Origin of the sequence: Enterobacter cloacae complex sp. FDA-CDC-AR_0164, assembly GCF_003071645.1 — a bacterium.
In the GTDB taxonomy this organism is placed as follows: domain Bacteria; phylum Pseudomonadota; class Gammaproteobacteria; order Enterobacterales; family Enterobacteriaceae; genus Enterobacter; species Enterobacter ludwigii.
Map to the genome: position 1 here is coordinate 2,191,799 of NZ_CP028950.1, position 22,021 is coordinate 2,213,819.

Annotated in this window: 19 protein-coding genes; 10 read left to right on the top strand and 9 right to left on the bottom strand. The window is 54.4% G+C overall.

Annotated features, from left to right (window positions below):
- Positions 1 to 87 precede the first annotated feature (87 nt).
- The 4 genes from AM410_RS10850 (at position 88) to ftsP (ending at position 5,240) form a co-directional block, all read left to right on the top strand.
- On the top strand, positions 88 to 489 hold the full coding sequence (locus tag AM410_RS10850; protein ID WP_020883653.1) for a YgiW/YdeI family stress tolerance OB fold protein: 402 nt from the start codon (positions 88 to 90) through the stop codon (positions 487 to 489).
- A 118-nt stretch (positions 490 to 607) separates the two neighbouring features.
- The gene (gene parC, locus AM410_RS10855; RefSeq protein WP_040018829.1) at positions 608 to 2,866 is read left to right on the top strand and encodes a DNA topoisomerase IV subunit A; all 2,259 of its coding nucleotides are present in this window, start codon (positions 608 to 610) and stop codon (positions 2,864 to 2,866) included.
- Between the two features lie 164 nt (positions 2,867 to 3,030).
- On the top strand, positions 3,031 to 3,768 hold the full coding sequence (gene plsC / locus AM410_RS10860) for a 1-acylglycerol-3-phosphate O-acyltransferase (protein ID WP_020883654.1): 738 nt from the start codon (positions 3,031 to 3,033) through the stop codon (positions 3,766 to 3,768).
- A gap of 59 nt (positions 3,769 to 3,827) precedes the next feature.
- Positions 3,828 to 5,240 carry a cell division protein FtsP gene (gene ftsP, locus AM410_RS10865; RefSeq protein ID WP_020883655.1) on the top strand — a complete coding sequence of 471 codons (1,413 nt, stop codon included), beginning with the start codon at positions 3,828 to 3,830 and terminating at the stop codon, positions 5,238 to 5,240.
- A 33-nt stretch (positions 5,241 to 5,273) separates the two neighbouring features.
- Here ftsP and AM410_RS10870 read toward each other — a convergent pair whose 3' ends face one another.
- Positions 5,274 to 6,749, bottom strand: coding sequence for a TrkH family potassium uptake protein (locus tag AM410_RS10870; protein ID WP_014171619.1), 1,476 nt, complete (start codon positions 6,747 to 6,749; stop codon positions 5,274 to 5,276).
- A 200-nt stretch (positions 6,750 to 6,949) separates the two neighbouring features.
- Between AM410_RS10870 and AM410_RS10875 the strand changes: the two genes are divergently transcribed.
- The gene (locus AM410_RS10875; protein ID WP_020883656.1) at positions 6,950 to 9,121 is read left to right on the top strand and encodes a YgiQ family radical SAM protein; all 2,172 of its coding nucleotides are present in this window, start codon (positions 6,950 to 6,952) and stop codon (positions 9,119 to 9,121) included.
- A 35-nt stretch (positions 9,122 to 9,156) separates the two neighbouring features.
- Here the strand turns inward: AM410_RS10875 and dkgA are convergent, their stop codons facing one another.
- Together dkgA and yqhD are read right to left on the bottom strand one after the other, a co-directional pair.
- Entirely contained in the window at positions 9,157 to 9,984 is an 828-nt protein-coding gene (gene dkgA, locus AM410_RS10880) for a 2,5-didehydrogluconate reductase DkgA (protein ID WP_073396386.1), read from the bottom strand.
- A gap of 105 nt (positions 9,985 to 10,089) precedes the next feature.
- Positions 10,090 to 11,253, bottom strand: coding sequence for an alcohol dehydrogenase (gene yqhD, locus AM410_RS10885; RefSeq protein WP_020883658.1), 1,164 nt, complete (start codon positions 11,251 to 11,253; stop codon positions 10,090 to 10,092).
- A 195-nt stretch (positions 11,254 to 11,448) separates the two neighbouring features.
- Between yqhD and AM410_RS10890 the strand changes: the two genes are divergently transcribed.
- Positions 11,449 to 12,348, top strand: coding sequence for an AraC family transcriptional regulator (locus tag AM410_RS10890; protein ID WP_020883659.1), 900 nt, complete (start codon positions 11,449 to 11,451; stop codon positions 12,346 to 12,348).
- Between the two features lie 47 nt (positions 12,349 to 12,395).
- Here the strand turns inward: AM410_RS10890 and yghB are convergent, their stop codons facing one another.
- Positions 12,396 to 13,055 (bottom strand): DedA family general envelope maintenance protein YghB, encoded by a 660-nt coding sequence (yghB, locus tag AM410_RS10895; RefSeq protein ID WP_014171613.1) that lies wholly within the window; start codon positions 13,053 to 13,055, stop codon positions 12,396 to 12,398.
- Positions 13,056 to 13,204: 149 nt separating this feature from the next.
- Entirely contained in the window at positions 13,205 to 14,392 is a 1,188-nt protein-coding gene (gene metC, locus AM410_RS10900) for a cystathionine beta-lyase (RefSeq protein WP_108647807.1), read from the bottom strand.
- A gap of 251 nt (positions 14,393 to 14,643) precedes the next feature.
- On the opposite strand from metC, the gene exbB reads away from it, so the two are divergent.
- Both exbB and exbD read left to right on the top strand, forming a co-directional pair.
- On the top strand, positions 14,644 to 15,375 hold the full coding sequence (gene exbB / locus AM410_RS10910) for a tol-pal system-associated acyl-CoA thioesterase (protein WP_014171611.1): 732 nt from the start codon (positions 14,644 to 14,646) through the stop codon (positions 15,373 to 15,375).
- A 4-nt stretch (positions 15,376 to 15,379) separates the two neighbouring features.
- Positions 15,380 to 15,805 carry a TonB system transport protein ExbD gene (gene exbD, locus AM410_RS10915; protein ID WP_014171610.1) on the top strand — a complete coding sequence of 142 codons (426 nt, stop codon included), beginning with the start codon at positions 15,380 to 15,382 and terminating at the stop codon, positions 15,803 to 15,805.
- Positions 15,806 to 15,850: 45 nt separating this feature from the next.
- Here the strand turns inward: exbD and AM410_RS10920 are convergent, their stop codons facing one another.
- Together AM410_RS10920 and AM410_RS10925 are read right to left on the bottom strand one after the other, a co-directional pair.
- Positions 15,851 to 16,297, bottom strand: a complete 447-nt coding sequence (locus tag AM410_RS10920) for a cytoplasmic protein (RefSeq protein WP_086532115.1) — start codon at positions 16,295 to 16,297, stop codon at positions 15,851 to 15,853.
- 1 nt (position 16,298) lies between these two features.
- Positions 16,299 to 16,703 carry a hypothetical protein gene (locus AM410_RS10925; protein WP_020883662.1) on the bottom strand — a complete coding sequence of 135 codons (405 nt, stop codon included), beginning with the start codon at positions 16,701 to 16,703 and terminating at the stop codon, positions 16,299 to 16,301.
- 102 nt (positions 16,704 to 16,805) lie between these two features.
- On the opposite strand from AM410_RS10925, the gene AM410_RS10930 reads away from it, so the two are divergent.
- A complete protein-coding gene (locus tag AM410_RS10930; protein WP_020883663.1) occupies positions 16,806 to 17,309 on the top strand; it encodes an ESA_00282 family adhesion-associated protein in 504 nt (167 codons plus the stop codon).
- 81 nt (positions 17,310 to 17,390) lie between these two features.
- The gene (locus tag AM410_RS10935) at positions 17,391 to 17,879 is read left to right on the top strand and encodes a TIGR00645 family protein (protein ID WP_014171606.1); all 489 of its coding nucleotides are present in this window, start codon (positions 17,391 to 17,393) and stop codon (positions 17,877 to 17,879) included.
- A 53-nt stretch (positions 17,880 to 17,932) separates the two neighbouring features.
- Here the strand turns inward: AM410_RS10935 and AM410_RS10940 are convergent, their stop codons facing one another.
- Together AM410_RS10940 and AM410_RS10945 are read right to left on the bottom strand one after the other, a co-directional pair.
- Complete coding sequence (locus tag AM410_RS10940; RefSeq protein WP_050737294.1) at positions 17,933 to 18,973, bottom strand: aldo/keto reductase; 1,041 nt, start codon at positions 18,971 to 18,973, stop codon at positions 17,933 to 17,935.
- 148 nt (positions 18,974 to 19,121) lie between these two features.
- On the bottom strand, positions 19,122 to 21,713 hold the full coding sequence (locus AM410_RS10945) for an autotransporter family protein (protein ID WP_108647809.1): 2,592 nt from the start codon (positions 21,711 to 21,713) through the stop codon (positions 19,122 to 19,124).
- Between the last annotated feature and the right edge of the window lie 308 nt (positions 21,714 to 22,021).

Consider the following 22,021-nt stretch of genomic DNA (forward strand, 5'->3'; position numbering starts at 1 on the left):
TAATAATAAATAAATTTTTCCCTTAAGAAGTTGTTAAGGTTTACCCTGTTAAATGGACTGCGAAACCACATTAAAGGGAGAGTTAATATGAAAAAATTCGCTGCGATTGCCGCCATCATGATGATGACCACTGCCCCTGTTTTTGCTGCACAGGGCGGATTTAACGGCCCCTCTGCCGCACAAACCCAGGCCCAGACGCAGGCGGGCGGTTTTGTCGATAATGACGCGAACCTCACCACCGCGGTGAAAGTGAAGGACATGAAGGACGACAGCTGGGTGAAGCTGCGCGGGAACATCACTCAGCGCCTGTCTGATGACCGCTACACCTTCCGCGATGAGACCGGTACGGTTAACGTGGAGATTGACCACAAGCGCTGGAACGGCGTGACCGTAACCCCGCAGGATAAGGTGGAAATCCAGGGTAAAGTCGATAAAGAGTGGAACGATTTTGAAATCGACGTGAAGCAGGTTATCAAACTGAACAAATAACCCCGAAAGGGCCGCGGATGCGGCCCTTTTTCTTTGTGACTCAACACGCCAGATAAGGTAGTATCTGCGGCAATATTGCCTGAAACCTTTCGGTTTCTGAGTTGAGGAATCACACATAATGAGCGATATGGCAGAGCGCCTCGCGCTACATGAATTCACGGAAAACGCCTACCTGAACTACTCCATGTACGTCATCATGGACAGGGCGTTGCCGTTTATCGGGGATGGCCTGAAGCCCGTTCAGCGCCGCATCGTCTATGCGATGTCCGAGCTGGGGCTGAATGCGACCGCCAAGTTCAAAAAATCCGCCCGTACCGTCGGTGACGTACTGGGTAAATACCATCCGCACGGCGACAGCGCCTGTTATGAAGCGATGGTGCTGATGGCACAGCCGTTCTCTTACCGTTATCCGCTGGTGGATGGTCAGGGGAACTGGGGCGCGCCGGACGATCCTAAATCCTTCGCAGCGATGCGTTATACCGAATCCCGTCTCTCCCGCTACGCTGAAGTGCTGCTGGGCGAGTTGGGTCAGGGAACCGTGGACTGGGTGCCAAACTTCGACGGTACGATGCAGGAGCCGAAAATGCTGCCTGCGCGTCTGCCGAACATCCTGCTGAACGGCACTACCGGTATCGCGGTGGGTATGGCGACGGACATTCCGCCGCACAACCTGCGTGAAGTGGCGAAAGCCGCCATCACCCTGATTGAACAGCCGAAAACCACGCTGGACGATCTGCTGGATATCGTGCAGGGGCCGGACTACCCGACCGAGGCCGAAATCATCACCTCGCGCGCGGAAATCCGCAAAATCTACCAGAACGGCCGCGGCTCCGTGCGCATGCGTGCGGTGTGGACCAAAGAGGACGGCGCAGTGGTCATCACCGCGCTGCCGCACCAGGTCTCCGGCGCGAAAGTGCTGGAACAGATTGCCTCCCAGATGCGCAATAAAAAGCTGCCGATGGTGGATGACCTGCGCGACGAATCCGACCACGAAAACCCGACGCGTCTGGTGATCGTGCCGCGTTCCAACCGCGTGGATATGGAGCAGGTGATGAACCACCTGTTTGCCACCACCGATCTGGAAAAAAGCTACCGCATCAACCTGAACATGATCGGCCTCGACGGTCGTCCTGCAGTGAAAAACCTGCTGGAGATCCTGAGCGAATGGCTGACGTTCCGCCGCGATACCGTTCGCCGCCGTCTGAACTATCGACTGGAAAAAGTGCTTAAACGCCTGCACATCCTTGAAGGTTTGCTGGTGGCGTTCCTCAATATCGACGAAGTTATTGAGATAATCCGTTCCGAGGACGAGCCGAAGCCGGCGCTGATGTCGCGCTTTGACATCAGTGAAACCCAGGCCGAAGCGATCCTTGAGCTGAAACTGCGTCATCTCGCCAAACTCGAAGAGATGAAGATCCGCGGTGAGCAGAACGAACTTGAAAAAGAGCGCGATCAGCTGCAGGCGATCCTCGCGTCCGAACGCAAGATGAACAACCTGCTCAAGAAAGAGCTGCAGGCTGACGCCGATGCATTCGGTGACGACCGTCGTTCTCCGCTGCATGAGCGCGAAGAAGCGAAGGCGATGAATGAGCACGACATGCAGCCATCTGAGCCGGTCACCATTGTGCTGTCTCAGAGCGGCTGGGTGCGCAGTGCTAAAGGTCACGATATCGACGCGCCAGGGTTGAGCTACAAGGCGGGCGATAGCTTTAAAGCGGCCGTGAAAGGTAAGAGCAACCAGCCGGTCGCCTTTATCGACTCGACGGGGCGCAGCTACGCCATCGACCCGATCACGCTGCCTTCTGCCCGCGGACAGGGCGAACCGCTTACCGGTAAGCTGACGCTGCCGCCGGGTGCAACGGTTGACCATATGCTGATGGAAGCCGATGACCAGAAACTGCTGCTGGCGTCTGACGCGGGGTACGGCTTTATCTGTACCTTTAACGATCTTGTTTCCCGCAACCGTGCCGGTAAGGCGCTGATCAGCCTGCCTGACAACGCGCATGTGATGCCGCCGCTGGTGGTGGAAAACGACAGCGATATGCTGCTGGCGATCACTGCCGCCGGACGTATGCTGATGTTCCCGGTCAGCGACCTGCCGGAATTGTCAAAAGGCAAGGGCAACAAGATCATCAGCATCCCGTCAGCGGAAGCGGCGAAAGGGGTAGATGGTCTGGCGCACCTCTTTATTCTACCGCCGCAGAGCACGCTGACCATTCATGTCGGCAAACGTAAAATCAAGCTTCGTCCGGAAGAGTTGCAGAAAGTGGTGGGCGAGCGCGGTCGACGCGGCTCGCTGATGCGCGGCCTGCAGCGTATTGACCGCGTGGAGATTGACTCTCCTGCACGCAGTACCGCGGGCGACAGCGAAGAGTAACGCCGTTATCTCCCCCTCTGTTCCGGAGGGGGAATTTCAATAAAATTTCCCGTAAAATCGTTGTTAATTCGTGCGTTGCGATTAACAATACGCGCTCGTAATAAAGTCCTTACCTGGCCACAGGTGAAGTATAATTGTCAGCTGTCAGGGCTTCAGAGGTCGCTATGCTATTCATTGTTCGTTTAATTCTTACCATTATTTACTGCATTCTGGTCTGTATTTTCGGCTCTATTTATTGCCTGTTCAGTCCGCGCAATCCGAAACATGTCGCCACCTTCGGCCATATGTTCGGCCGCCTTGCGCCGCTGTTTGGCCTGAAGGTTGAAAAACGCCTGCCGGAAGGGGCTGAGAACTTCGGTAACGCCATCTTTATCGCTAACCATCAGAACAACTACGATATGGTGACGGCCTCCAACATTGTTCTGCCACCGACCGTGACCGTGGGCAAAAAGAGCCTGCTGTGGATCCCTTTTTTCGGCCAGCTGTACTGGCTGACCGGTAACCTGCTGATTGACCGTAACAACCGCGCGAAAGCGCACAGCACTATTGCTGAAGTGGTTAATCACTTCAAAAAGCGCAGGATCTCAATCTGGATGTTCCCGGAAGGGACGCGCAGCCGTGGTCGTGGCCTGCTGCCGTTCAAAACCGGTGCGTTTCATGCTGCAATTGCGGCAGGTGTTCCAATTATTCCTGTGTGTGTTTCCAATACTTCTAATAAGATTAATCTTAACCGCCTGAATAACGGGCTGGTGATTGTCGAAATGCTGCCGCCGGTGGATACCAGCAAATACGGTAAAGATCAGGTTCGCGAGCTGGCAGCACACTGCCGTGAACTGATGGCTCAGCATATTGCGCTGCTCGACAAAGAAGTCGCAGAGAGAGAAGCCGCCGGTAAGAAGTAAGCCGGCGTTAAAAGGGAAAACGAATTCCCGCGTTGTTAGTCGTTTCAGATGGAGCTTATATGTCATTCAGTCGGCGTCAGTTTATTCAGGCTTCCGGGATCGCCCTTTGTGCGGGTGCGCTGCCGCTGACAGCCAACGCCGCCGGGCAGCAACAGCCGCTGCCCATTCCGCCGTTAATAGAATCCCGTCGCGGGCAGCCGCTTTTCCTGACGCTACAGCGCAGCCACTGGTCCTTTACCCAGGGCACGCGTGCGCCGGTGTGGGGCATTAACGGGCGTTACCTTGGGCCGACCATACGCGTGTGGAATGGCGATGACGTTAAGCTGATCTACAGTAACCGTACGACAGAAAATGTCGCCATGACCATCAGTGGTTTACAGGTGCCTGGCCCGCTGCTTGGCGGCGCGGCACGCATGATGTCGCCTAATGCTGACTGGGCGCCCGTTCTGCCGATTCGTCAGAGCGCGGCGACGCTCTGGTATCATGCTAATACCCCTAACCGCACGGCCCAGCAGGTATATAACGGCCTGGCCGGCATGTGGCTGGTGGAAGATGAAATCAGTAAATCCCTGCCAATCCCGAACCACTATGGCGTGGATGATTTTCCGGTCATTATTCAGGACAAACGGCTGGATAATTTCGGCACGCCGGAATACAGCGAGCCGGGCAGCGGTGGCTTCGTTGGCGATACGCTGCTGGTTAACGGCGCGCAAAGTCCGTATGTCGAAGTGTCGCGCGGATGGGTACGTCTGCGTCTGCTGAATGCCTCTAACTCGCGCCGCTACCAGCTGCAAATGAGCGATGGCCGCGCGCTACACGTCATCTCCGGCGACCAGGGCTTTTTACCGGCCCCGGTTTCCGTGAAGCAGCTGGCGCTGTCGCCAGGTGAACGCCGCGAAATCCTTATTGATATGACCAACGGTGATGAGGTGTCGATCACCTGTGGCGAAGCGGCCAGCATTGTGGACCGCATTCGCGGTTTCTTTGAGCCGTCGAGTATCCTGGTCTCCACCCTGGTGCTGACCCTGCGTCCTACCGGCCTGCTGCCGTTGGTGACCGATAGCCTGCCGATGCGCCTGCTTCCGCAGGAGATCATGAGCGGTTCGCCGGTGCGCAGCCGCGATATCAGCCTGGGCGACGACCCGGGGATCAACGGCACGCTGTGGGACGTTAACCGTATCGATATTACCGCGCAGCAGGGTACCTGGGAGCGCTGGACGGTTCGCTCGGACATGCCGCAGTCGTTCCATATCGAAGGGGTGAGTTTCCTGATCCGCAACGTCAATGGCGCGATGCCGTTCCCCGAAGACAGGGGCTGGAAGGATACCGTCTGGGTGGATGGGCAGGTCGAACTGCTGGTCTACTACGGACAGCCTTCGTGGCCGCACTTCCCGTTCCTGTTCCACAGCCAGACGCTGGAGATGATGGACAGGGGATCCGTCGGCCAGATGCTGGTCAACCCGGCACCCTAAACCACGATACGATTCCCGGTTCGCCGGGAATTTTTATGCCCGCCAGAAAAAGCGTGAGCACAGGATCAGCACCGGATAAATTTCCAGACGTCCCATAATCATCGCCGCACACATCAACAGCTTGGCCTCGTCTTTTAACGTCCCGAAGGTCGATGCCGTTTCGCCGAACCCCAGCCCCATATTGTTAATGCAGGCCGCAACGGTGGCAAATGACGTGAACAGATCGTATCCCAGCAGGTTCAGCGCCCAGACGAAAAAGCCCGTTATCATCACGTAGAGAAAAAAGAAGCTCCACACCGAGCGCAGAACGCGTTCATTCACGACGCTTTTGCCGACCTTAATACTCAGCAGCGCGCGCGGATGCGCGAGTTGATTCATCTCCTGAATACACTGCTTAAACATGATGAGAAAACGCAGCGCTTTGATCCCGCCGCAGGTAGAGCCGACGCAGCCGCCAAAAAAGCTGGCGCTCAACAGCAGGAAAATGGTGTGGGGTGGCCAGTGTGCGTAATCGGCCGTCGAAAGACCGTTGTCGGTCATCATGGAGCTGGCCAGAAAGAAGGCATGTACCAGGCTGTCGGTGCCGTTGTACATCCCCGCGTGCCACACCTGCCAGGCGGTGATGGCGATAATGACGGTGGCGGCACCGAGAAAGAATTTCACCTCCGGGCTGCGCCGAATCGGTTTCAGCGTGCGGCGCGCGATGACGACATACCAGAGGGTAAAGTTAAACGCGGAAAGCAGTGAAAAAGCCCCGGCGACAAGCTCAATCGCGTGGCTGTCGTAAAACCCGATGCTCTCACTTCGGGTTGAAAACCCACCCAATGAGACGGTGGAAAGCCCGTGACAGACGGCGTCAAAAAAGGGCATGCCCGCCAGCCAGTACGCCAGCGTGCAGACCAGTCCCAGCGCCAGATAGGTTACCCACAGCGTACGCGCGGTATCGGCGAGTCGGGGCGTCAGGCGCTCCTCCTTGAACGGCCCAGGCATTTCCGACTGATATAGCTTCATGCCACCGATACCGAGCAGCGGCAGGACCGCGACGGCCAGTACGATGACCCCTAATCCGCCAATGAAATTGAGCTGAGCGCGGTAATAAAGGTACGACTTCGGCAGGGCACTGACGTCCCCAATCACCGTCGCCCCGGTGGTGGTGATCCCTGAGACCCCTTCAAAGAGCGCATCGGAAAAGGAGAGTTGCAGACCGTCATCCATCCATAACGGCATGGCGCTAATCAATGAAAACAGCAGCCAGAACAGAACGATAATCACGAAACCGTCACGGGTGCGCAGCTGTATACCGGAATGACGTGTTGCCCGCCAGGTGAGTCCGCCAAGGGTGAAAAAGGTCAAAAAGGTGGTTAAAAAAGCAAAGTAGGTTCGCTCTTTATTCAGCAGGGCGATAACCATCGGCGGCAGCATGGACAGGCTGTACAGAAGAACCAGAAAACCGCAGAGGTGAAGCACAACCCGCAGCTGGGACACATGTAACGAATCGTTGAACTTCACAAAGAAACTCCGTGCCAGAATGCATCCCGGTAACTGATTACCGCAAGATATAGTGGATATTATGATCCAAAATTAACAGTGCGCTGTATTTTAACGGCTTCCAGGATTTTCTGTTTACTTCTTGCATCCTTTTCTTCAAATCCGGCGGACTAACAGCGTATAATCCCGCTCCTTTTGTCTATTTTTTCTTCGGAAGCACTATGAGCGCAATTTCCCTGATCCAGCCGGATCGTGACCTCTTCTCCTGGCCCCAGTACTGGGCGGCCTGCTTTGGACCGGCGCCGTTCCTGCCGATGTCCCGGGAAGAGATGGACCAACTGGGCTGGGACAGCTGCGATATCATTCTGGTGACGGGCGATGCCTATGTCGACCACCCGAGCTTTGGCATGGCTATCTGTGGCCGTATGCTTGAAGCGCAGGGCTTCCGTGTGGGGATCATCGCCCAGCCTGACTGGAACAGCAAAGACGACTTTATGCGTCTGGGGAAACCCAACCTTTTCTTCGGCGTGACCGCAGGCAATATGGACTCGATGATCAACCGCTATACCGCCGACCGTAAGCTGCGTCATGACGATGCCTACACGCCGGATAACGTCGCGGGTAAACGTCCTGACCGCGCGACGCTGGTCTACACCCAACGCTGCAAAGAAGCCTGGAAAGACGTGCCGGTTATCCTGGGCGGCATCGAGGCGAGTCTGCGCCGTACCGCGCACTATGACTACTGGTCAGACACCGTGCGCCGTTCGGTGCTGGTGGATTCCAAAGCCGATATGCTGATTTACGGTAACGGTGAACGTCCGCTGGTGGAAGTGGCGCACCGTCTCTCACAGGGTGAGCCGGTGAGCAGCATCCGCGACGTGCGCAACACCGCGATCATGGTGAAAGAGGCGCTGCCGGGCTGGAGCGGGGTGGATTCCCGTATCATTGATATGCCGGGTAAAATCGACCCGATCCCGCACCCGTACGGCGACGATCTGCCGTGTGCGGATAACAAGCCGGTAGAGCCAAAGAAAGCCGAAACGAAAGCTATCGTTGTTCAGCCGCCGCGCCCGAAACCGTGGGAAAAAACCTACGTGCTGCTGCCTTCCTTTGAGAAGGTCAAAGCCGATAAAGTGCTCTACGCGCATGCGTCCCGTATTCTGCACCACGAAACCAACCCGGGCTGCGCGCGTGCGCTGATGCAAAAGCACGGTGAGCGCTTTATCTGGATCAACCCGCCGGCAATCCCGCTTTCCACCGAAGAGATGGACAGCGTCTTCGCGCTGCCGTACAAACGCGTGCCGCATCCGGCATACGGCGAGAGCCGAATTCCGGCGTATGAGATGATCCGTTTCTCAATAAACATCATGCGCGGCTGCTTCGGCGGCTGCTCCTTCTGCTCCATTACCGAGCACGAAGGGCGCATTATTCAGAGTCGCTCCGAAGATTCGATCATCAATGAGATCGAAGCCATTCGCGATACCGTGCCTGGCTTCACCGGGGTGATCTCCGATCTGGGCGGTCCGACTGCCAACATGTACATGCTGCGCTGTAAGTCACCGCGCGCGGAACAGACCTGCCGTCGTCTGTCGTGCGTGTATCCGGATATCTGTCAGCACATGGATACCAACCATGAACCGACGATCAACCTTTATCGTCGTGCGCGTGACCTGAAAGGGATCAAGAAGATCCTGATCGCCTCCGGGGTACGTTACGATATCGCCGTGGAAGATCCGCGCTACATCAAAGAGCTGGCGACGCATCACGTGGGTGGCTACCTGAAGATTGCCCCTGAGCATACCGAAGAAGGCCCGCTGTCCAAGATGATGAAGCCGGGTATGGGCAGCTACGATCGCTTTAAAGAGCTGTTTGACACCTACTCGAAGCAGGCGGGTAAAGAGCAGTATCTGATCCCATACTTCATCTCCGCGCACCCTGGCACGCGCGATGAGGACATGGTGAACCTGGCGCTGTGGCTGAAACAGCGTCGCTTCCGTCTGGATCAGGTGCAGAACTTCTATCCATCACCGCTCGCAAACTCAACGACCATGTATTACACCGGCAAGAACCCGCTGGGTAAAATTGGCTATAAGAGTGAAGATGTGGTGGTGCCGAAAGGGGATAAACAGCGCCGTCTGCATAAAGCACTGCTGCGCTACCACGATCCGGCTAACTGGCCGCTGATCCGTCAGGCGCTGGAAGATATGGGTAAAAAGCATCTGATCGGCTCGCGCCGCGACTGCCTGGTGCCTGCGCCTACGCTTGACGAGATGCGTGAAGCGCGCCGCCAGAACCGCCATACGCGTCCGGCATTGACCAAGCACACGCCGATTGTGCATCAGCGTTCAAACGGTAACGCCAGTGCGAAGAAACCCGTGAAACGTAAAGCGTAAAAAATAAAAACCCCGGCGAGCCGGGGTTTTTTTATTCACCCGCCAAACTGATCGGGATCCGGGCCTAAACGCTTGCTCTTGTCCAGCTTCGCAATTTCACTCAGTTCATCTTTATCCAAGCGGAAATCCCAGACGTCGAAGTTCTCAGCGATACGCGATGGCGTGACCGATTTCGGGATCACCACCAGGCCGTTATCCAGATGCCAGCGAATAACGATTTGCGCCGGCGTCTTGCCGTATTTATCCGCGAGATCGCGAATAATTTTCTGGTCGAACACCCCTTCACCGCCCTGTGCCAGCGGGCTCCAGGACTCGGTCTGGATCTTGTGCGTGGCGTTCCAGGCGTGAAGCTGACGCTGCTGCATCAGCGGGTGCAGCTCAATCTGGTTGATAACCGGCGCGACACCCGTCTCGTCAATCAGGCGCTGCAGGTGGTGAACCTGGAAATTACACACGCCGATGCTTTTCACCAGCCCTGCCTGCTGCAGCTCAATCATCCCTTGCCAGGCGTCAACATAGTGATCGATAGCCGGGACTGGCCAGTGCATCAGATAGAGATCGACGAAATCGAGCTGGAGTTTGTCCAGACTCTCCTGCAAGGCTTCGCGGGGGCGTTTTTGATCGTCGTTCCACAGTTTGGTGGTAATGAAAAGATCGTCGCGGGGCATGCCAGCGCTGGCCAGTGCCTTACCCACGCCGTCCTCATTTTTGTACGCGGCGGCGGTATCAATCGACCGATAGCCGACTTCCAGTGCTTTATGAATGGCGGAGACGACCTCGTCGTTACCGGCTTTCCATACACCTAGCCCCAGTTGGGGCATCACGTTGCCATCCTGCAGCTTGATTACGGTTTGGTTTGCCATTTTTCCTCCTTCAGGTGCTCATCGTCGGAGGGAACCCCCGACGATGTGATGTGCATTAAGTCTGGACGAAATGTCAAAAAACGAAAGGCGGGATGTCAAAAACGCTTAGCGTGCCGCTTCGTAGATACGACGGCTCACTTCCAGCGTAATGTCGCCGTGCTCGCCCAACTGGGTCATACCGTGTTCTTCAAGTTTCGCCAGCAGGGCAGGGATGGAGCTGCCATCCAGACCATAGCCGGACAGACGCGTTGGCACGCCCAGACCTTCAAAGAAGCTGCGGGTTGCTTCAATAGCCGCGTCGATACGCGCATCGTCAGAACCTTCGGTGATGTTCCACACGCGCTCAGCGTACTGCAGCAGTTTGGCGCGTTTGGTATCACGTTTTTCGTTCCACAGTGCAGGCAGGACGACGGCCAGCGTTTGCGCGTGATCCAGACCGTGCATGGCCGTCAGTTCGTGGCCCAGCATATGGGTTGCCCAGTCCTGCGGCACGCCGGCACCGATCAGACCGTTCAGCGCCTGGGTTGCCGCCCACATCACGTTGGCGCGCACATCGTAGTTTTCCGGCTCTTTCAGCGCTGTCGGGCCGTCTTCAATCAGCGTCAGCAGAATGCCTTCCGCGAAGCGATCCTGAATTTTGGCATCTACCGGGTAGGTAACGTACTGCTCAACGGTGTGCACAAACGCATCAACCACACCGTTCGCGACCTGACGTGCAGGCAGGGTGTAGGTGTAAACCGGATCGAGGATGGCGAATACAGGCTGAACGTGATCGTTCATAAAGGCCTGCTTATCACCCGTGGTTTTACGGGAGATAACGGCACCTTTGTTGGATTCAGAACCGGTCGCAGGCAGGGTCAGCACGGAACCCATTGGGATCGCGCTTTTGATATCGCTGCCGCGGGTTTCCAGAATGTGCCACGGGTCAATACCGTCCGCGTAGTGCGCCGCAGCGGCGATGAATTTGGTGCCGTCCAGGACGGAGCCGCCGCCGACTGCCAGCAGGAAGGTGACTTTTTCATCACGGGCGATCTTGACCGCGTTCATCAGTGTTTCATAAGACGGGTTAGGCTCGATACCGCCGAACTCACGCACGTCCAGACCTTCCAGCGCGCTGTAAACCTGATCCAGTACGCCGGTTTTTTTCACGCTGCCGCCACCGTAGGTGATCAGTACGCGGGCATCAGCGGGGATCTGTGCGCGCAGGTCGGCGATAGCGCCTTTACCAAACAGAATGCGGGTTGGGGTGTGGAGATTAAAATTATTCATTGCTCGTTCCCTTATGTGGGTGAAAAACCGTGGTGGCGCTGAAGGCGACCTGATGCTGCACATTGTGGCCGTCCGGGGCTATCCTCTCAATGCACATTCCTGCCGATGTCTTGCCCATTTCTACAGAGCGCTGGAGAAAACACGGTAAACTGCGCACACTGTCAACGTCGGAAACCGTAGCCGGAGTAACGTAAAATGAACCGTGAAGCGATCTGCCTTCAGCTTACTGCGCAGATTAAAAGACTGATTGATAAAGAAAATGGTGTCGGTGACATGTTGCCTGACATTCGTCTTCTGTATGGGACGCAGCCAGGGACACGCACACCGGTCATGTACCAGCCGGGCATCGTTTTTCTCTTTTCAGGCCATAAAATTGGCTATATCAATGAGCGCGTGTTCCGGTATGACACCAATGAATATCTGCTGCTCACAGTCCCTTTACCCTTCGAATGTGAAACTTTCGCGACAGAAGCGGTACCGCTGGCGGGCATTCGTTTAAATGTCGATATCCTTCAGCTGCAGGAGCTGCTGATGGAGATTGGCGAGGACGCATTGTTCCGGCCGTCGATGCCCGCGAGCGGGATTAACTCCGCGACGTTATCCGAGGAGATCCTCTGCGCCATTGAGCGTCTGCTCGACGTTATGGAACGGCCGCTGGATGCACGCATCCTGGGCAAACAGATTATCCGCGAAATTCTTTACCATGTGCTGCTGGGGCCGGGCGGTGGGGCATTACTCGCGCTGGTCAGCCGCCAGACGCACTTCAGCCTGATTAGCCGCGTGCTCAAGCGTATCGAAAGCCAGTACACGGAAAACCTGAGCGTTGACCAGCTGGCGGCGGAAGCAAACATGAGCGTCTCGGCGTTTCATCATAATTTTAAGTCGGTGACCAGCACCTCGCCGCTGCAGTATCTCAAAACCTATCGGCTGCATAAGGCTCGTATGCTGATGATCCACGACGGCATGAAGGCCAGCGCGGCGGCGATGCGGGTGGGCTATGAAAGTGCGTCGCAGTTTAGCCGGGAGTTTAAGCGTTACTTCGGCGTCACGCCGGGGGAAGATGCGTCGCGCATCAGAATGATGCAGGGGACCTGAGGGGAGAGTCCAGCCGGGTAAGCGTAACGTCACCCGGCTTTTTTATATCATGCGCTGCAGTATTTCTTCTTAATCACGACCGCAATCGTCCCGAGCAGTCCCGCGACCAGCAGGAAAAGCGGGAGGATCATCAGGAAGGTCATTACCTGGTCTTCGTGGTGTTTCACAAAGGGGATCATATTCAGCGCGTAGCCAAGCGTGGTCACCACGCCTACCCACAGCAGGGCGCTCAACCAGTTAAAGAACTGGAAGCGGCGGTTTGACAGCCCGGAAATGCCTGCCATGGTCGGCAGCAGCGTGCGAACAAACGCCAGAAAACGCCCGGCCAGCAGCGCCAGCAGACCGTGGCGGTCAAACATGCAGGTCGCACGTTGATGATATTTATGCGGTAACTGCGCCAGCCAGCCTTTCACGACGCGCGTATTGCCGAGCCAGCGGCCCTGCAGATAGCTCAGCCAGCAACCGAGGCTGGCAGCGGAGGTGAGTATGACCATCGTCGGCGTGAAGTCCATGACGCCTTTACCGATTAATGCCCCGGCCAGTAAAAGCAGGCTGTCACCGGGTAAAAATGAGGCTGGCAGTAATCCATTTTCCAGAAACAGGGTTGCGAACATCACGAAATAGACGATACCTACAACGTGAGGGTCCGCCAGCGCGGCAAAATCGTGTTGCCAGAGCGCCGCAATAATATCTTGAATAACAGCCATGGACTTTCCTGTGGAACAGCAGATGCAGATATAGCGCTATTGTACTCCCTAATTCGCCCGTGGGGTTTGATCGCGGGCGCAACTAATGCAGACTTTTCTGGTGGCAGTGTTCACAAAAGCGTCCGGGGAGTACATTTTCAGCATGCACTCTACACGATACGTTCAAACCCTGCCGCTAAATCCGCAATTAAATCGTCAACATCTTCTAAACCAATATGCAGTCGGATCAGCGTGCCGCTGAAATCCACTTCTCCACCGGGGCGCAGAGCCGCAATTTGCTCCGGCTGGTTAGGCAGGATCAGGGATTCAAACCCGCCCCAGGAGTAAGCCATGCTGAAGAGGGTAAAATGATCCAGGTAGTTCGCCAGTTCGTCGTTACTGAGCCGTTTTTTAAGAACAAATGAGAACAACCCGCTACTGCCCGTAAAGTCACGTTGCCAGAATTCATGGCCTTTGCTGCCCGGAAGCGCCGGATGGTTAACGCGCTCGACCTGCGGGTGCCGGGCCAGCCATTCGGCCACCTTCAGACTGCTTTCATGGTGCTGACGCAGGCGCACCCCCAGCGTACGGATACCGCGGCTGGTCATGTAGGCTGTATCCGCATCCACCATCTGGCCCATCAGGTAGGCATTCTCCCGAAGTTGATCCCAGCAGCGCGCGTTGGATACCGCAGTACCGATCATGCCATCAGAGTGGCCAATCAGATATTTGGTTGCTGCCTGAATAGAGATATCAATGTCGAATTCCAGCGCCCTGAACAGGACGCCCGCCGCCCAGGTGTTGTCGATCATGATGATTGCCTCGGGGGCTTTGCTGCGCACTGCTTTCACAATAGCCGGGACGTCGTGCACTTCCATGGTGATAGAGCCTGGGGATTCCAGAAACATAATGCGCGTGTTCGGCTGGATAAGTTCAGCGATACCTTCGCCAATCAGCGGATCGAACCAGCCGGTGGTCACGCCGAGCTTGCTGAGGATTTTGGTGCAAAAATCCTGGCTTGGTTCATAAGCGGTATTGGTCATCAGGATATGGTCGCCCTGTTCCACAAACGCCAGAATGGTATTGGCGACTGCCGCCGCACCACAGGGGAACAGGGCGCAGCCCACGCCGCCTTCCAGTTCGCACATGGCTTCCTGAAGTGAAAAATGGGTTAGCGTGCCACGACGGCCATAGAACAGCCCGCCTTTGGCGCGGTTGCGCGTGGCTATTTTTTTATCCTCGACGGTATCAAATACCAGCGAAGAGGCGCGTTGAATCACGCTGTTGACCGATCCCTGAGTGTATTTTTTGCTGCGTCCTGCCTGTACCAGCGTGGTATCAAGATGCTTCTTTGTCATGTTCGCTAACCCTGTTTTTATACGTCTGGACGTCCAGACTACCACGATTGTAAAAATCTGCACCCGGGGGCTTATCGAATAAGCAGAAAATATTAGCAAAAATACGCATAAGAAATTTTTACTGCGTAAGCGCAAGGAAAGTGAACGAAAATTACGGCAGTATGTAAATACTAATGAGAACTACTATCAATTCGACGACGTTTTGATATTATTACGGTCAGATTTTGTGATTTGCGTCCTGGAGATACAGAGTGGGTAATAATTTGATGCAGACGGATCTCTCCGTCTGGGGCATGTATCATCATGCTGACATCGTGGTTAAGATTGTGATGATCGGCCTGGTTCTGGCGTCCGTGATCACCTGGGCTATCTTCTTCAGTAAGAGCGTCGAACTGCTGTCGCAGAAGCGTCGCCTCAAGCGGGAACAACAGCAACTGGCTGAAGCCCGCTCCCTGGATCAGGCCTTAGACATGACCTCATCCTTCCATGGAAAAAGCCTGACCACCCTGTTAGTCAACGAAGCACAGAACGAGCTGGAACTCTCCGCAGGCAGTGAAGATAACGAAGGCATTAAAGAACGTACCGGTTTCCGCCTGGAGCGTCGCGTTGCTGCCGTTGGCCGTCATATGGGCCGCGGTAACGGTTATCTGGCCACTATCGGGGCGATCTCACCGTTCATCGGTCTGTTCGGTACGGTCTGGGGCATCATGAACAGCTTTATCGGCATTGCGCAGACGCAGACCACCAACCTGGCGGTGGTTGCGCCAGGGATTGCCGAAGCGCTGCTGGCGACCGCAATCGGTCTGGTCGCGGCCATTCCGGCGGTCGTCATTTATAACATCTTCGCGCGTATGATTGGCAACTATAAAGCCACGCTCGGTGACGTCGCCGCGCAGGTGCTGCTGCTGCAAAGCCGCGATCTTGACCTCAATGCCAGCTCCGTTAAACCGGTGCATGCGGCGTCTAAACTGCGCGTAGGTTGATTGTATGGCGATGCGTCTTAACGAAAATCTGGACGATAACGGCGAAATGCATGAAATCAACGTGACGCCGTTTATTGACGTCATGCTGGTTCTGCTGATTATCTTCATGGTGGCTGCGCCGCTGGCGACGGTCGATGTGAAGGTGAATCTGCCAGCCTCTTCCAGCCAGCCGCAGCCGCGTCCTGAGAAACCTGTCTATTTGTCGGTGAAAGCGGATAAATCGATGTTCCTCGGCAACGACCCGGTGACGGATCAGTCTGTTATCCCGGCGCTGGATCAGCTCACCGGCGGCAAGAAAGACACCACGGTCTTCTTCCGCGCGGATAAAACCGTCGATTACGAAACCATGATGAAGGTAATGGACACGCTGCATCAGGCGGGTTATCTCAAGATTGGGCTGGTCGGCGAAGAGAAAGCGGCCGCGAAATAACAAAGAAGCTGGCGAAAGCCGGCTTTTTTTATGCGTGTCGGGCGATCAGTTTTTTGTCTCAGTGGACGCAGGCGCGTGGGACGCCAGCGCGTCTTCATCAAGCGCAACGCAGGTGACGTTTGACGTGCGGTACTCGCCGTCGGACAGTTTGCGCGTCAGGCGCAGGGTGGCCACTTCTCTGGCGAGCAGATACTGATAATTGGCCTCCAGACGCCCGAGAAGCTTCTCTTTCAGCTCAGGCCGCTGTTCGATGAGGGTATTCATCACCGCGCCGTATATCTCTTCCTTCACCTGCAGAGGATAAATCTCGCGGCGATTATGCCATTTCAGGCGTACCAGCGTCGCCGGGATCGATACCAGGTCCTGAGTTATTCGCGTCATCTCGGCATTTTTTGTGTTTCGCAGTGCATCGAGATTTTGCTTTAAGATAAATTCATCACTTTTTTTGTTATCTAAAGCCAAATAAACGTCGTTATCTTTAATTTCTTTCACGTTACTCTTCCCCCAGGTTATAAAAAATAGGGTTGTTGGTTTCACGCGTAATTAGATTAAGCCAAATTTCATTGCCGGCTTCGTTTATTTCTTTGGTTTTTTCCGCGATTATTTGACTTAGTTTCTGCGCATCTATTTCACCTTCGGCCTGCAGGTCATTCAGCAGATGGACAAAGGCTTCTATTTTAACGGCGCGAAATAACCGGTCCTTTATATGACGGTCGTGCTCTTCCAGTAACATATTACGGGATTTACCGGTGCGAGAAACGCCTATTAATATGTCAGACTCGTAATCAGAGAGCTTTCTTTTCCCCTGAGTGAAATTAGCCTCTTTTTCTGCTTCCGTCGTTTGCTGTTCCACAGGCGCAATGTGGTACTTAGCCGGGACGAGGTAGTCGGGCAGCATTTTAATTTCCTTTAATTACAACAGGGTGGGGTTGGTAAAGGCGTGAGATTCGTTGACAATATCATGAGGCAATTTTAAAATCAAAAAAAATGGAGCCTACCCATGAACAGCATTTTTTTTACGGTCATCACATTACTATTACTGACCGCTGGTGTTCTTTTATTGATGCAGGAGTTCAATAAAACGCAAGTGTCGAAAGACGCCAGTGAACCTCCGCTACCTGAACTGATGACAAAAGAGGAAGGTGAAGACCATTTCTCCGTATTGATGAACTCGGTTACACCGGTTTGGTACTGGCGGGTGAACCATGAATATATCGACTTTTTGCACGCGACAATTAAGCGAATGAAAATGTCGGAAATTAATGACACGCCTGGGTTGTTTGAAGCGCAACGCCGCTGCAGCGACCTGAATTCCGCAGTGTATAAATATTATGACAATATCAAAAAGCGTTGCCTTAACGGTGAGAAGGTCTCCTGTTCCGATCTGGACGTATTAAACCTGCGCCAGTGTTTTCGTGAGTTCAGCCTGGAGGCGTATCCGGAACTGGTGGTGCTGGTCTGGCCGGAGTATGCGCGCCCGGACGTCAATCCTGACAATGTCTGAACGTACAACGAGTGAGTTGTTGCAAACAGTCAGCGCCGTTGAGATATACTGGGCGCTGGTTTCGTTTGCAGACAGGACTTTATGGAACGCTTCTTTGAAAACGCGATGTACGCCTCTCGCTGGATACTGGCACCCGTCTATTTTGGCCTTTCGCTGGCGCTGATTGCGCTGACGATTAAGTTTTTCCAGGAAATCTTGCATGTTCTGCCGAACATCTTTTCCATTGCCGAAGCAGATTTGATTCTGGTTCTGCTCTCGCTGGTGGATATGACGCTGGTGGGCGGATTACTGGTGATGGTGATGTTCTCCGGCTATGAGAACTTTGTCTCTCAGCTCGATATCGACGAGCGCAAAGAGAAGCTCAACTGGCTGGGCAAAATGGATGCCTCGTCGCTGAAGAATAAAGTGGCCGCGTCGATTGTGGCGATCTCATCTATCCACCTGTTACGCGTATTCATGGACGCCAAGAATGTCCCGGACAACAAACTGATGTGGTATGTGATTATCCATCTGACGTTTGTGCTGTCTGCGTTCGTGATGGGGTATCTGGATAAGATCAGTAAGAAGTAATTTTCCCCCCCTCTTCCCAAGGGAGAGGGGGAGCGTGAGCACGACAGACCGCGCTATTTATCCGACGATGCCTGCCACAAATTCAATTCCCCATCCGCAACATGCTGGTCAATCCTTTTCAGCTCATCGTCGCTAAAGTGCAGGTTATTCAGGGCCTGCACGTTCTCTTCGATCTGCTCCGGACGGCTCGCACCAATCAGTACGGATGTCACGCGTTCATCCTTCAGCAGCCAGCTCAGCGCCATTTGCGCCATCGTCTGACCACGGGCCTGTGCCATCTCATTCAGTAAACGCAGGCTGTTCAGGTTGGCTTCAGTCAGCATGTTTTCCGTCAGACCGCGCACCTTCTTGCCTTCACGCTGCATACGAGAATCTTCAGGAATACCGTTCAGGTATTTTCCGGTCAGCAGACCCTGCGCCAGCGGCGTAAACGCAATGCAACCCGCCCCGTTTTTCTCAAGCGTATCCAGCAGGCCGGTGTGATCGACCCAGCGGTTGAGCAGGTTGTAAGATGGCTGGTGGATAAGCAGCGGGATCTTCCACTCACGTAACAGGTCCGCCATTTTCTGGGTGCGCTCCGTGGAGTAGGAGGAGATACCGACATACAGCGCTTTACCGCTCTGCACAGCCTGGGCCAGCGCAGCGGCGGTCTCTTCCATCGGCGTATTTTCATCTACGCGGTGAGAATAGAAAATATCCACATACTCCAGCCCCATGCGCTTGAGGCTCTGATCGAGACTGGCGAGCAGGTATTTGCGCGACCCGCCCGACCCATACGGCCCCGGCCACATGTCATAGCCTGCTTTGGTTGAGATGATCAGTTCATCACGATACGCGGCAAAATCTTCCCGCAGCAGACGACCCATGTTTTCTTCCGCGCTTCCCGCCGGCGGGCCGTAGTTGTTGGCAAGATCGAAATGGGTAATGCCGAGGTCGAAGGCTTTATGCAACAGCACCCGCTGAGAGTCGAGAGGCTGTACGTGACCGAAACTATGCCACAGACCAAGCGACAGCGCCGGCAGGCGCAGGCCGCTTTTTCCGCAGTAGCGGTACTGCATATTTTCGTAGCGGGCGGGGTAAGGGTGCCAGGACATGATGTCTCCTTTCTTGTCGATGAATTTTCGAAACAACGTTTTCATTCTGTGCTTATCAAATCACAAATCCTGTTGATAAGCGATGACATGCCTGACCACCCTGAATGATTAAAGCCCGGCAGCATCAGACTGACCGGGCGTTCACTCGTCAGAAGCTGTAGCTCATCCCCGCCTGCACGCTGGCATCGTTGTCCACGTCACCGGTGCCGACATACACCCCAGTATTGAGCGTGAAGTTATGCGCTATCGTTGCATTGATGCCTGCTCCGAAGATCCCCATCGTGTTGTTATGGCCGGAGGTGGTGTGGTAATCCGCCGCCTGAATATCAGTATCGTCGCTGAACTCTTTCTGGAAGCGTGCGTCGATCCACGGCATCATCTGCACGTTCTTGCTCAGATCGCGAAGCGTTGTGGTGAGTCTCAACCCGACCCCACTGTTCCAGGAAGAGACCTGACTGTCGGCGAAGGCCACTTCACTGTCGGAGAAGCCGTTTGCTTTGGTTTGATCCCAGCCTAAGGTGGCGTAAGGCTGCAGCAGGGTTTCACCTGGCAGCAACACGTTCACACCGGTACGCGCCTGCGCCATATACAGGGTGCCATCCGTCGAACCGTGCAGTGCTTCGGTCATGCCGCTGGTATTCCCCGTCACGTTATTCGCAGACAGGGTGTACCGCATATCGCCATAGCTGAAGCTACCGTCGGCAAACATACCCCATGTTCTGCCGTTAAGCGCCTGCTGCCAGCCACCGTACAGGCTGTAGTAATTACCGTAGACGCTGTCATTAAAGCTATCAGCGCCGTCATGGGTATCCTGCACGCGGCTGCGCGTCCATGCCAGTGCAATACCGCCAGTGACGCTATCACCGTTGTCCAGATGCGCCGTCCAGTCCACGCCACCCTGAGCGCCCTGGGTGATGCTCTTATAGTCAACATCATTGCTGAAATTGCCATTCTGATAGAGGAAATCACCCCAGACCTGCGCACCTTCCTCCTGCTTGCCGAGCAGGTTAGCCAGATGCACCTGATTCATATGGTTGCTGATATCATCAGCCACCTGATGTCCGGCCTGCTCGGCAGCGTCCAGACCGGCAACAAGGCCCTGAACGTCGCTCGCGAGGCTGCCCTTCTGGCTGTTAAATTCGATATTCCACGACTGCGTATTATCGGCGGTAAGGCGTGTCTGCGGCGCGGTATCTACGGCCACAATATTCAGACTGTTGTCATAGTTATAAGCGCCGCTACGGTTTTCAACATTCTGTTGGCCATTTGTGAAGGTGGCCGCCGCATAATTTTGCGGGGTGCTGGTGCCTGAAGTGGTGAACGTACCCAGAATCACGTTCTGCTGATTTTGTGCCGAGGGAGTAATGCTGTTGACGACAACGGCGTTATTAACCCCGGTGATATTGCCGAAATCAACAAAGCTGTCGGTGCTCATATTTACCATCGCATTACTGCCGGTGGTAGTAGCGACAAGCGTTGAGCCATTTTGCAAACTCCAGCTGGTGGCATCGTTAATTTTATCAATGGCGATGCTGTTATTGCTGGTCGTGTTCACCGTCTCGAACTGACTAATTTCACCAGAAACAGAACTGCCGGCATCCATTGACAGCGTGTCGCTACCGTCACCGCCATCAACATTGCCGTTAACATGAGAATTATTGGTCAGCACGACCGTATCATCGCCCGCACCGGTTGTAATATCACCATTTACGGTGGCATTGTTTTGCAGCGTGATGGTGGTATTGCCGCTGTTTTGACCGGTATTTACCGCACCATTAATGGTGCTGTTATCCACCAGAACAGAATTCGCTGAACTGCCGTTCAGGGTAATATTGCCATTCACGACGCTCTTATTAGTAAACGTAAGTGATGTCGACCCCTTTTCATTAATAACGCCAATATCGCCAGTGACGGTACTGTTATTCAGGGCCAGGGAATCGGCCTGGGTGCCGTACATGGCGATGGCAAGATCGCCCACGCCATCCAGGTTGATGTCACTGAACGGCTTATACTCGCTGAGTTTTTCGGCCAGGTCGCCCATGTTCTGCGCGATTTCACTCTGCGAGGCATCGACGGTGGCTCCGGTCAGCGTAATGCGGGTATCCGATTGATCGCTCCCTGCATAAATACCGCCCTTATCCATTGTACTGTTGCTGAGGGTAATATCCTGTTCGCCAGCACCGGCGCTTACAATGCTGCCGTGCAGCGCGCTCCCGTTCTCAATATTGACGGTGTGGTAGCCTTTATCCAGGGGATCGAGATAAATCGCTGAGCCCATCATATAGGTTTTATCACCCTGGTAATTGCCTGTGCTGTTTTCACCGTTCAGCGTCGCGCCATCAACCGTCACGGTGGTATTGGTGGTCGCGCCTCCGCTACCGACTTCAATCATATCGGCCGTAGCGCCGTTATTCAGGGTGATATTCGCGGTACCGCCGTTGCTTCCCTGGATATAGTGGCCTGACATATCCGTTCCGGATACCGTTAATGACTGCGTGTCGCCATCACCTCGATGACCATCCATGAAAATATTATTCGCCGTGGCGTCGGCCATAACCGCATTTGTCACACCGGGATTTTGATAAAAGCTGTCATCGGTATATTTCGTTAATCCACAGGTTTGCGTCGTCACGCCATCCTCACACGGTGTCGCTGTCGTCATTGCTGCCTGGGTACCGAAAGAGGTTAAAGCCATTAAGACACACTGCGAAAGCAATGTGCGGTTCATAAATTTACGCATCTGAAACTCCGTTAATAAAAAATCGTCGACATCCTTGTAAAGGAATTTATTTAATTTAAGAAATTTCTCATAAGTAAAGGATGTAATGAAATTTAAAAGATAAGGAGTAAGTTATTGGGGTATTTAAATCAGGAAATCTGATAATTAGGTGTTAATATATTTATGTGATAAATAGAACTGAATAGTTACCCTGCAAATTAAGCGGGTTTTCGCGAAAGGGTAGCGCTATTGATTGACGCAACCTGTTGATGATGTACTCCTCAGGAGGTATGGCCGTTAATTTAATGCGCTCCAGTTTTACATTTATT

Bases quoted from the DNA above. Each gene is read 5' to 3' on its own strand.
- AM410_RS10850 (WP_020883653.1), top strand. From the start codon at position 88: ATGAAAAAATTCGCTGCGATTGCCGCCATCATGATGATGACCACTGCC.
- parC (WP_040018829.1), top strand. From the start codon at position 608: ATGAGCGATATGGCAGAGCGCCTCGCGCTACATGAATTCACGGAAAAC.
- plsC (WP_020883654.1), top strand. From the start codon at position 3,031: ATGCTATTCATTGTTCGTTTAATTCTTACCATTATTTACTGCATTCTG.
- ftsP (WP_020883655.1), top strand. From the start codon at position 3,828: ATGTCATTCAGTCGGCGTCAGTTTATTCAGGCTTCCGGGATCGCCCTT.
- AM410_RS10875 (WP_020883656.1), top strand. From the start codon at position 6,950: ATGAGCGCAATTTCCCTGATCCAGCCGGATCGTGACCTCTTCTCCTGG.
- dkgA (WP_073396386.1), bottom strand. From the start codon at position 9,984: ATGGCAAACCAAACCGTAATCAAGCTGCAGGATGGCAACGTGATGCCC.
- yqhD (WP_020883658.1), bottom strand. From the start codon at position 11,253: ATGAATAATTTTAATCTCCACACCCCAACCCGCATTCTGTTTGGTAAA.
- AM410_RS10890 (WP_020883659.1), top strand. From the start codon at position 11,449: ATGAACCGTGAAGCGATCTGCCTTCAGCTTACTGCGCAGATTAAAAGA.
- yghB (WP_014171613.1), bottom strand. From the start codon at position 13,055: ATGGCTGTTATTCAAGATATTATTGCGGCGCTCTGGCAACACGATTTT.
- metC (WP_108647807.1), bottom strand. From the start codon at position 14,392: ATGACAAAGAAGCATCTTGATACCACGCTGGTACAGGCAGGACGCAGC.
- exbD (WP_014171610.1), top strand. From the start codon at position 15,380: ATGGCGATGCGTCTTAACGAAAATCTGGACGATAACGGCGAAATGCAT.
- AM410_RS10925 (WP_020883662.1), bottom strand. From the start codon at position 16,703: ATGCTGCCCGACTACCTCGTCCCGGCTAAGTACCACATTGCGCCTGTG.
- AM410_RS10930 (WP_020883663.1), top strand. From the start codon at position 16,806: ATGAACAGCATTTTTTTTACGGTCATCACATTACTATTACTGACCGCT.
- AM410_RS10935 (WP_014171606.1), top strand. From the start codon at position 17,391: ATGGAACGCTTCTTTGAAAACGCGATGTACGCCTCTCGCTGGATACTG.
- AM410_RS10940 (WP_050737294.1), bottom strand. From the start codon at position 18,973: ATGTCCTGGCACCCTTACCCCGCCCGCTACGAAAATATGCAGTACCGC.
- AM410_RS10945 (WP_108647809.1), bottom strand. From the start codon at position 21,713: ATGCGTAAATTTATGAACCGCACATTGCTTTCGCAGTGTGTCTTAATG.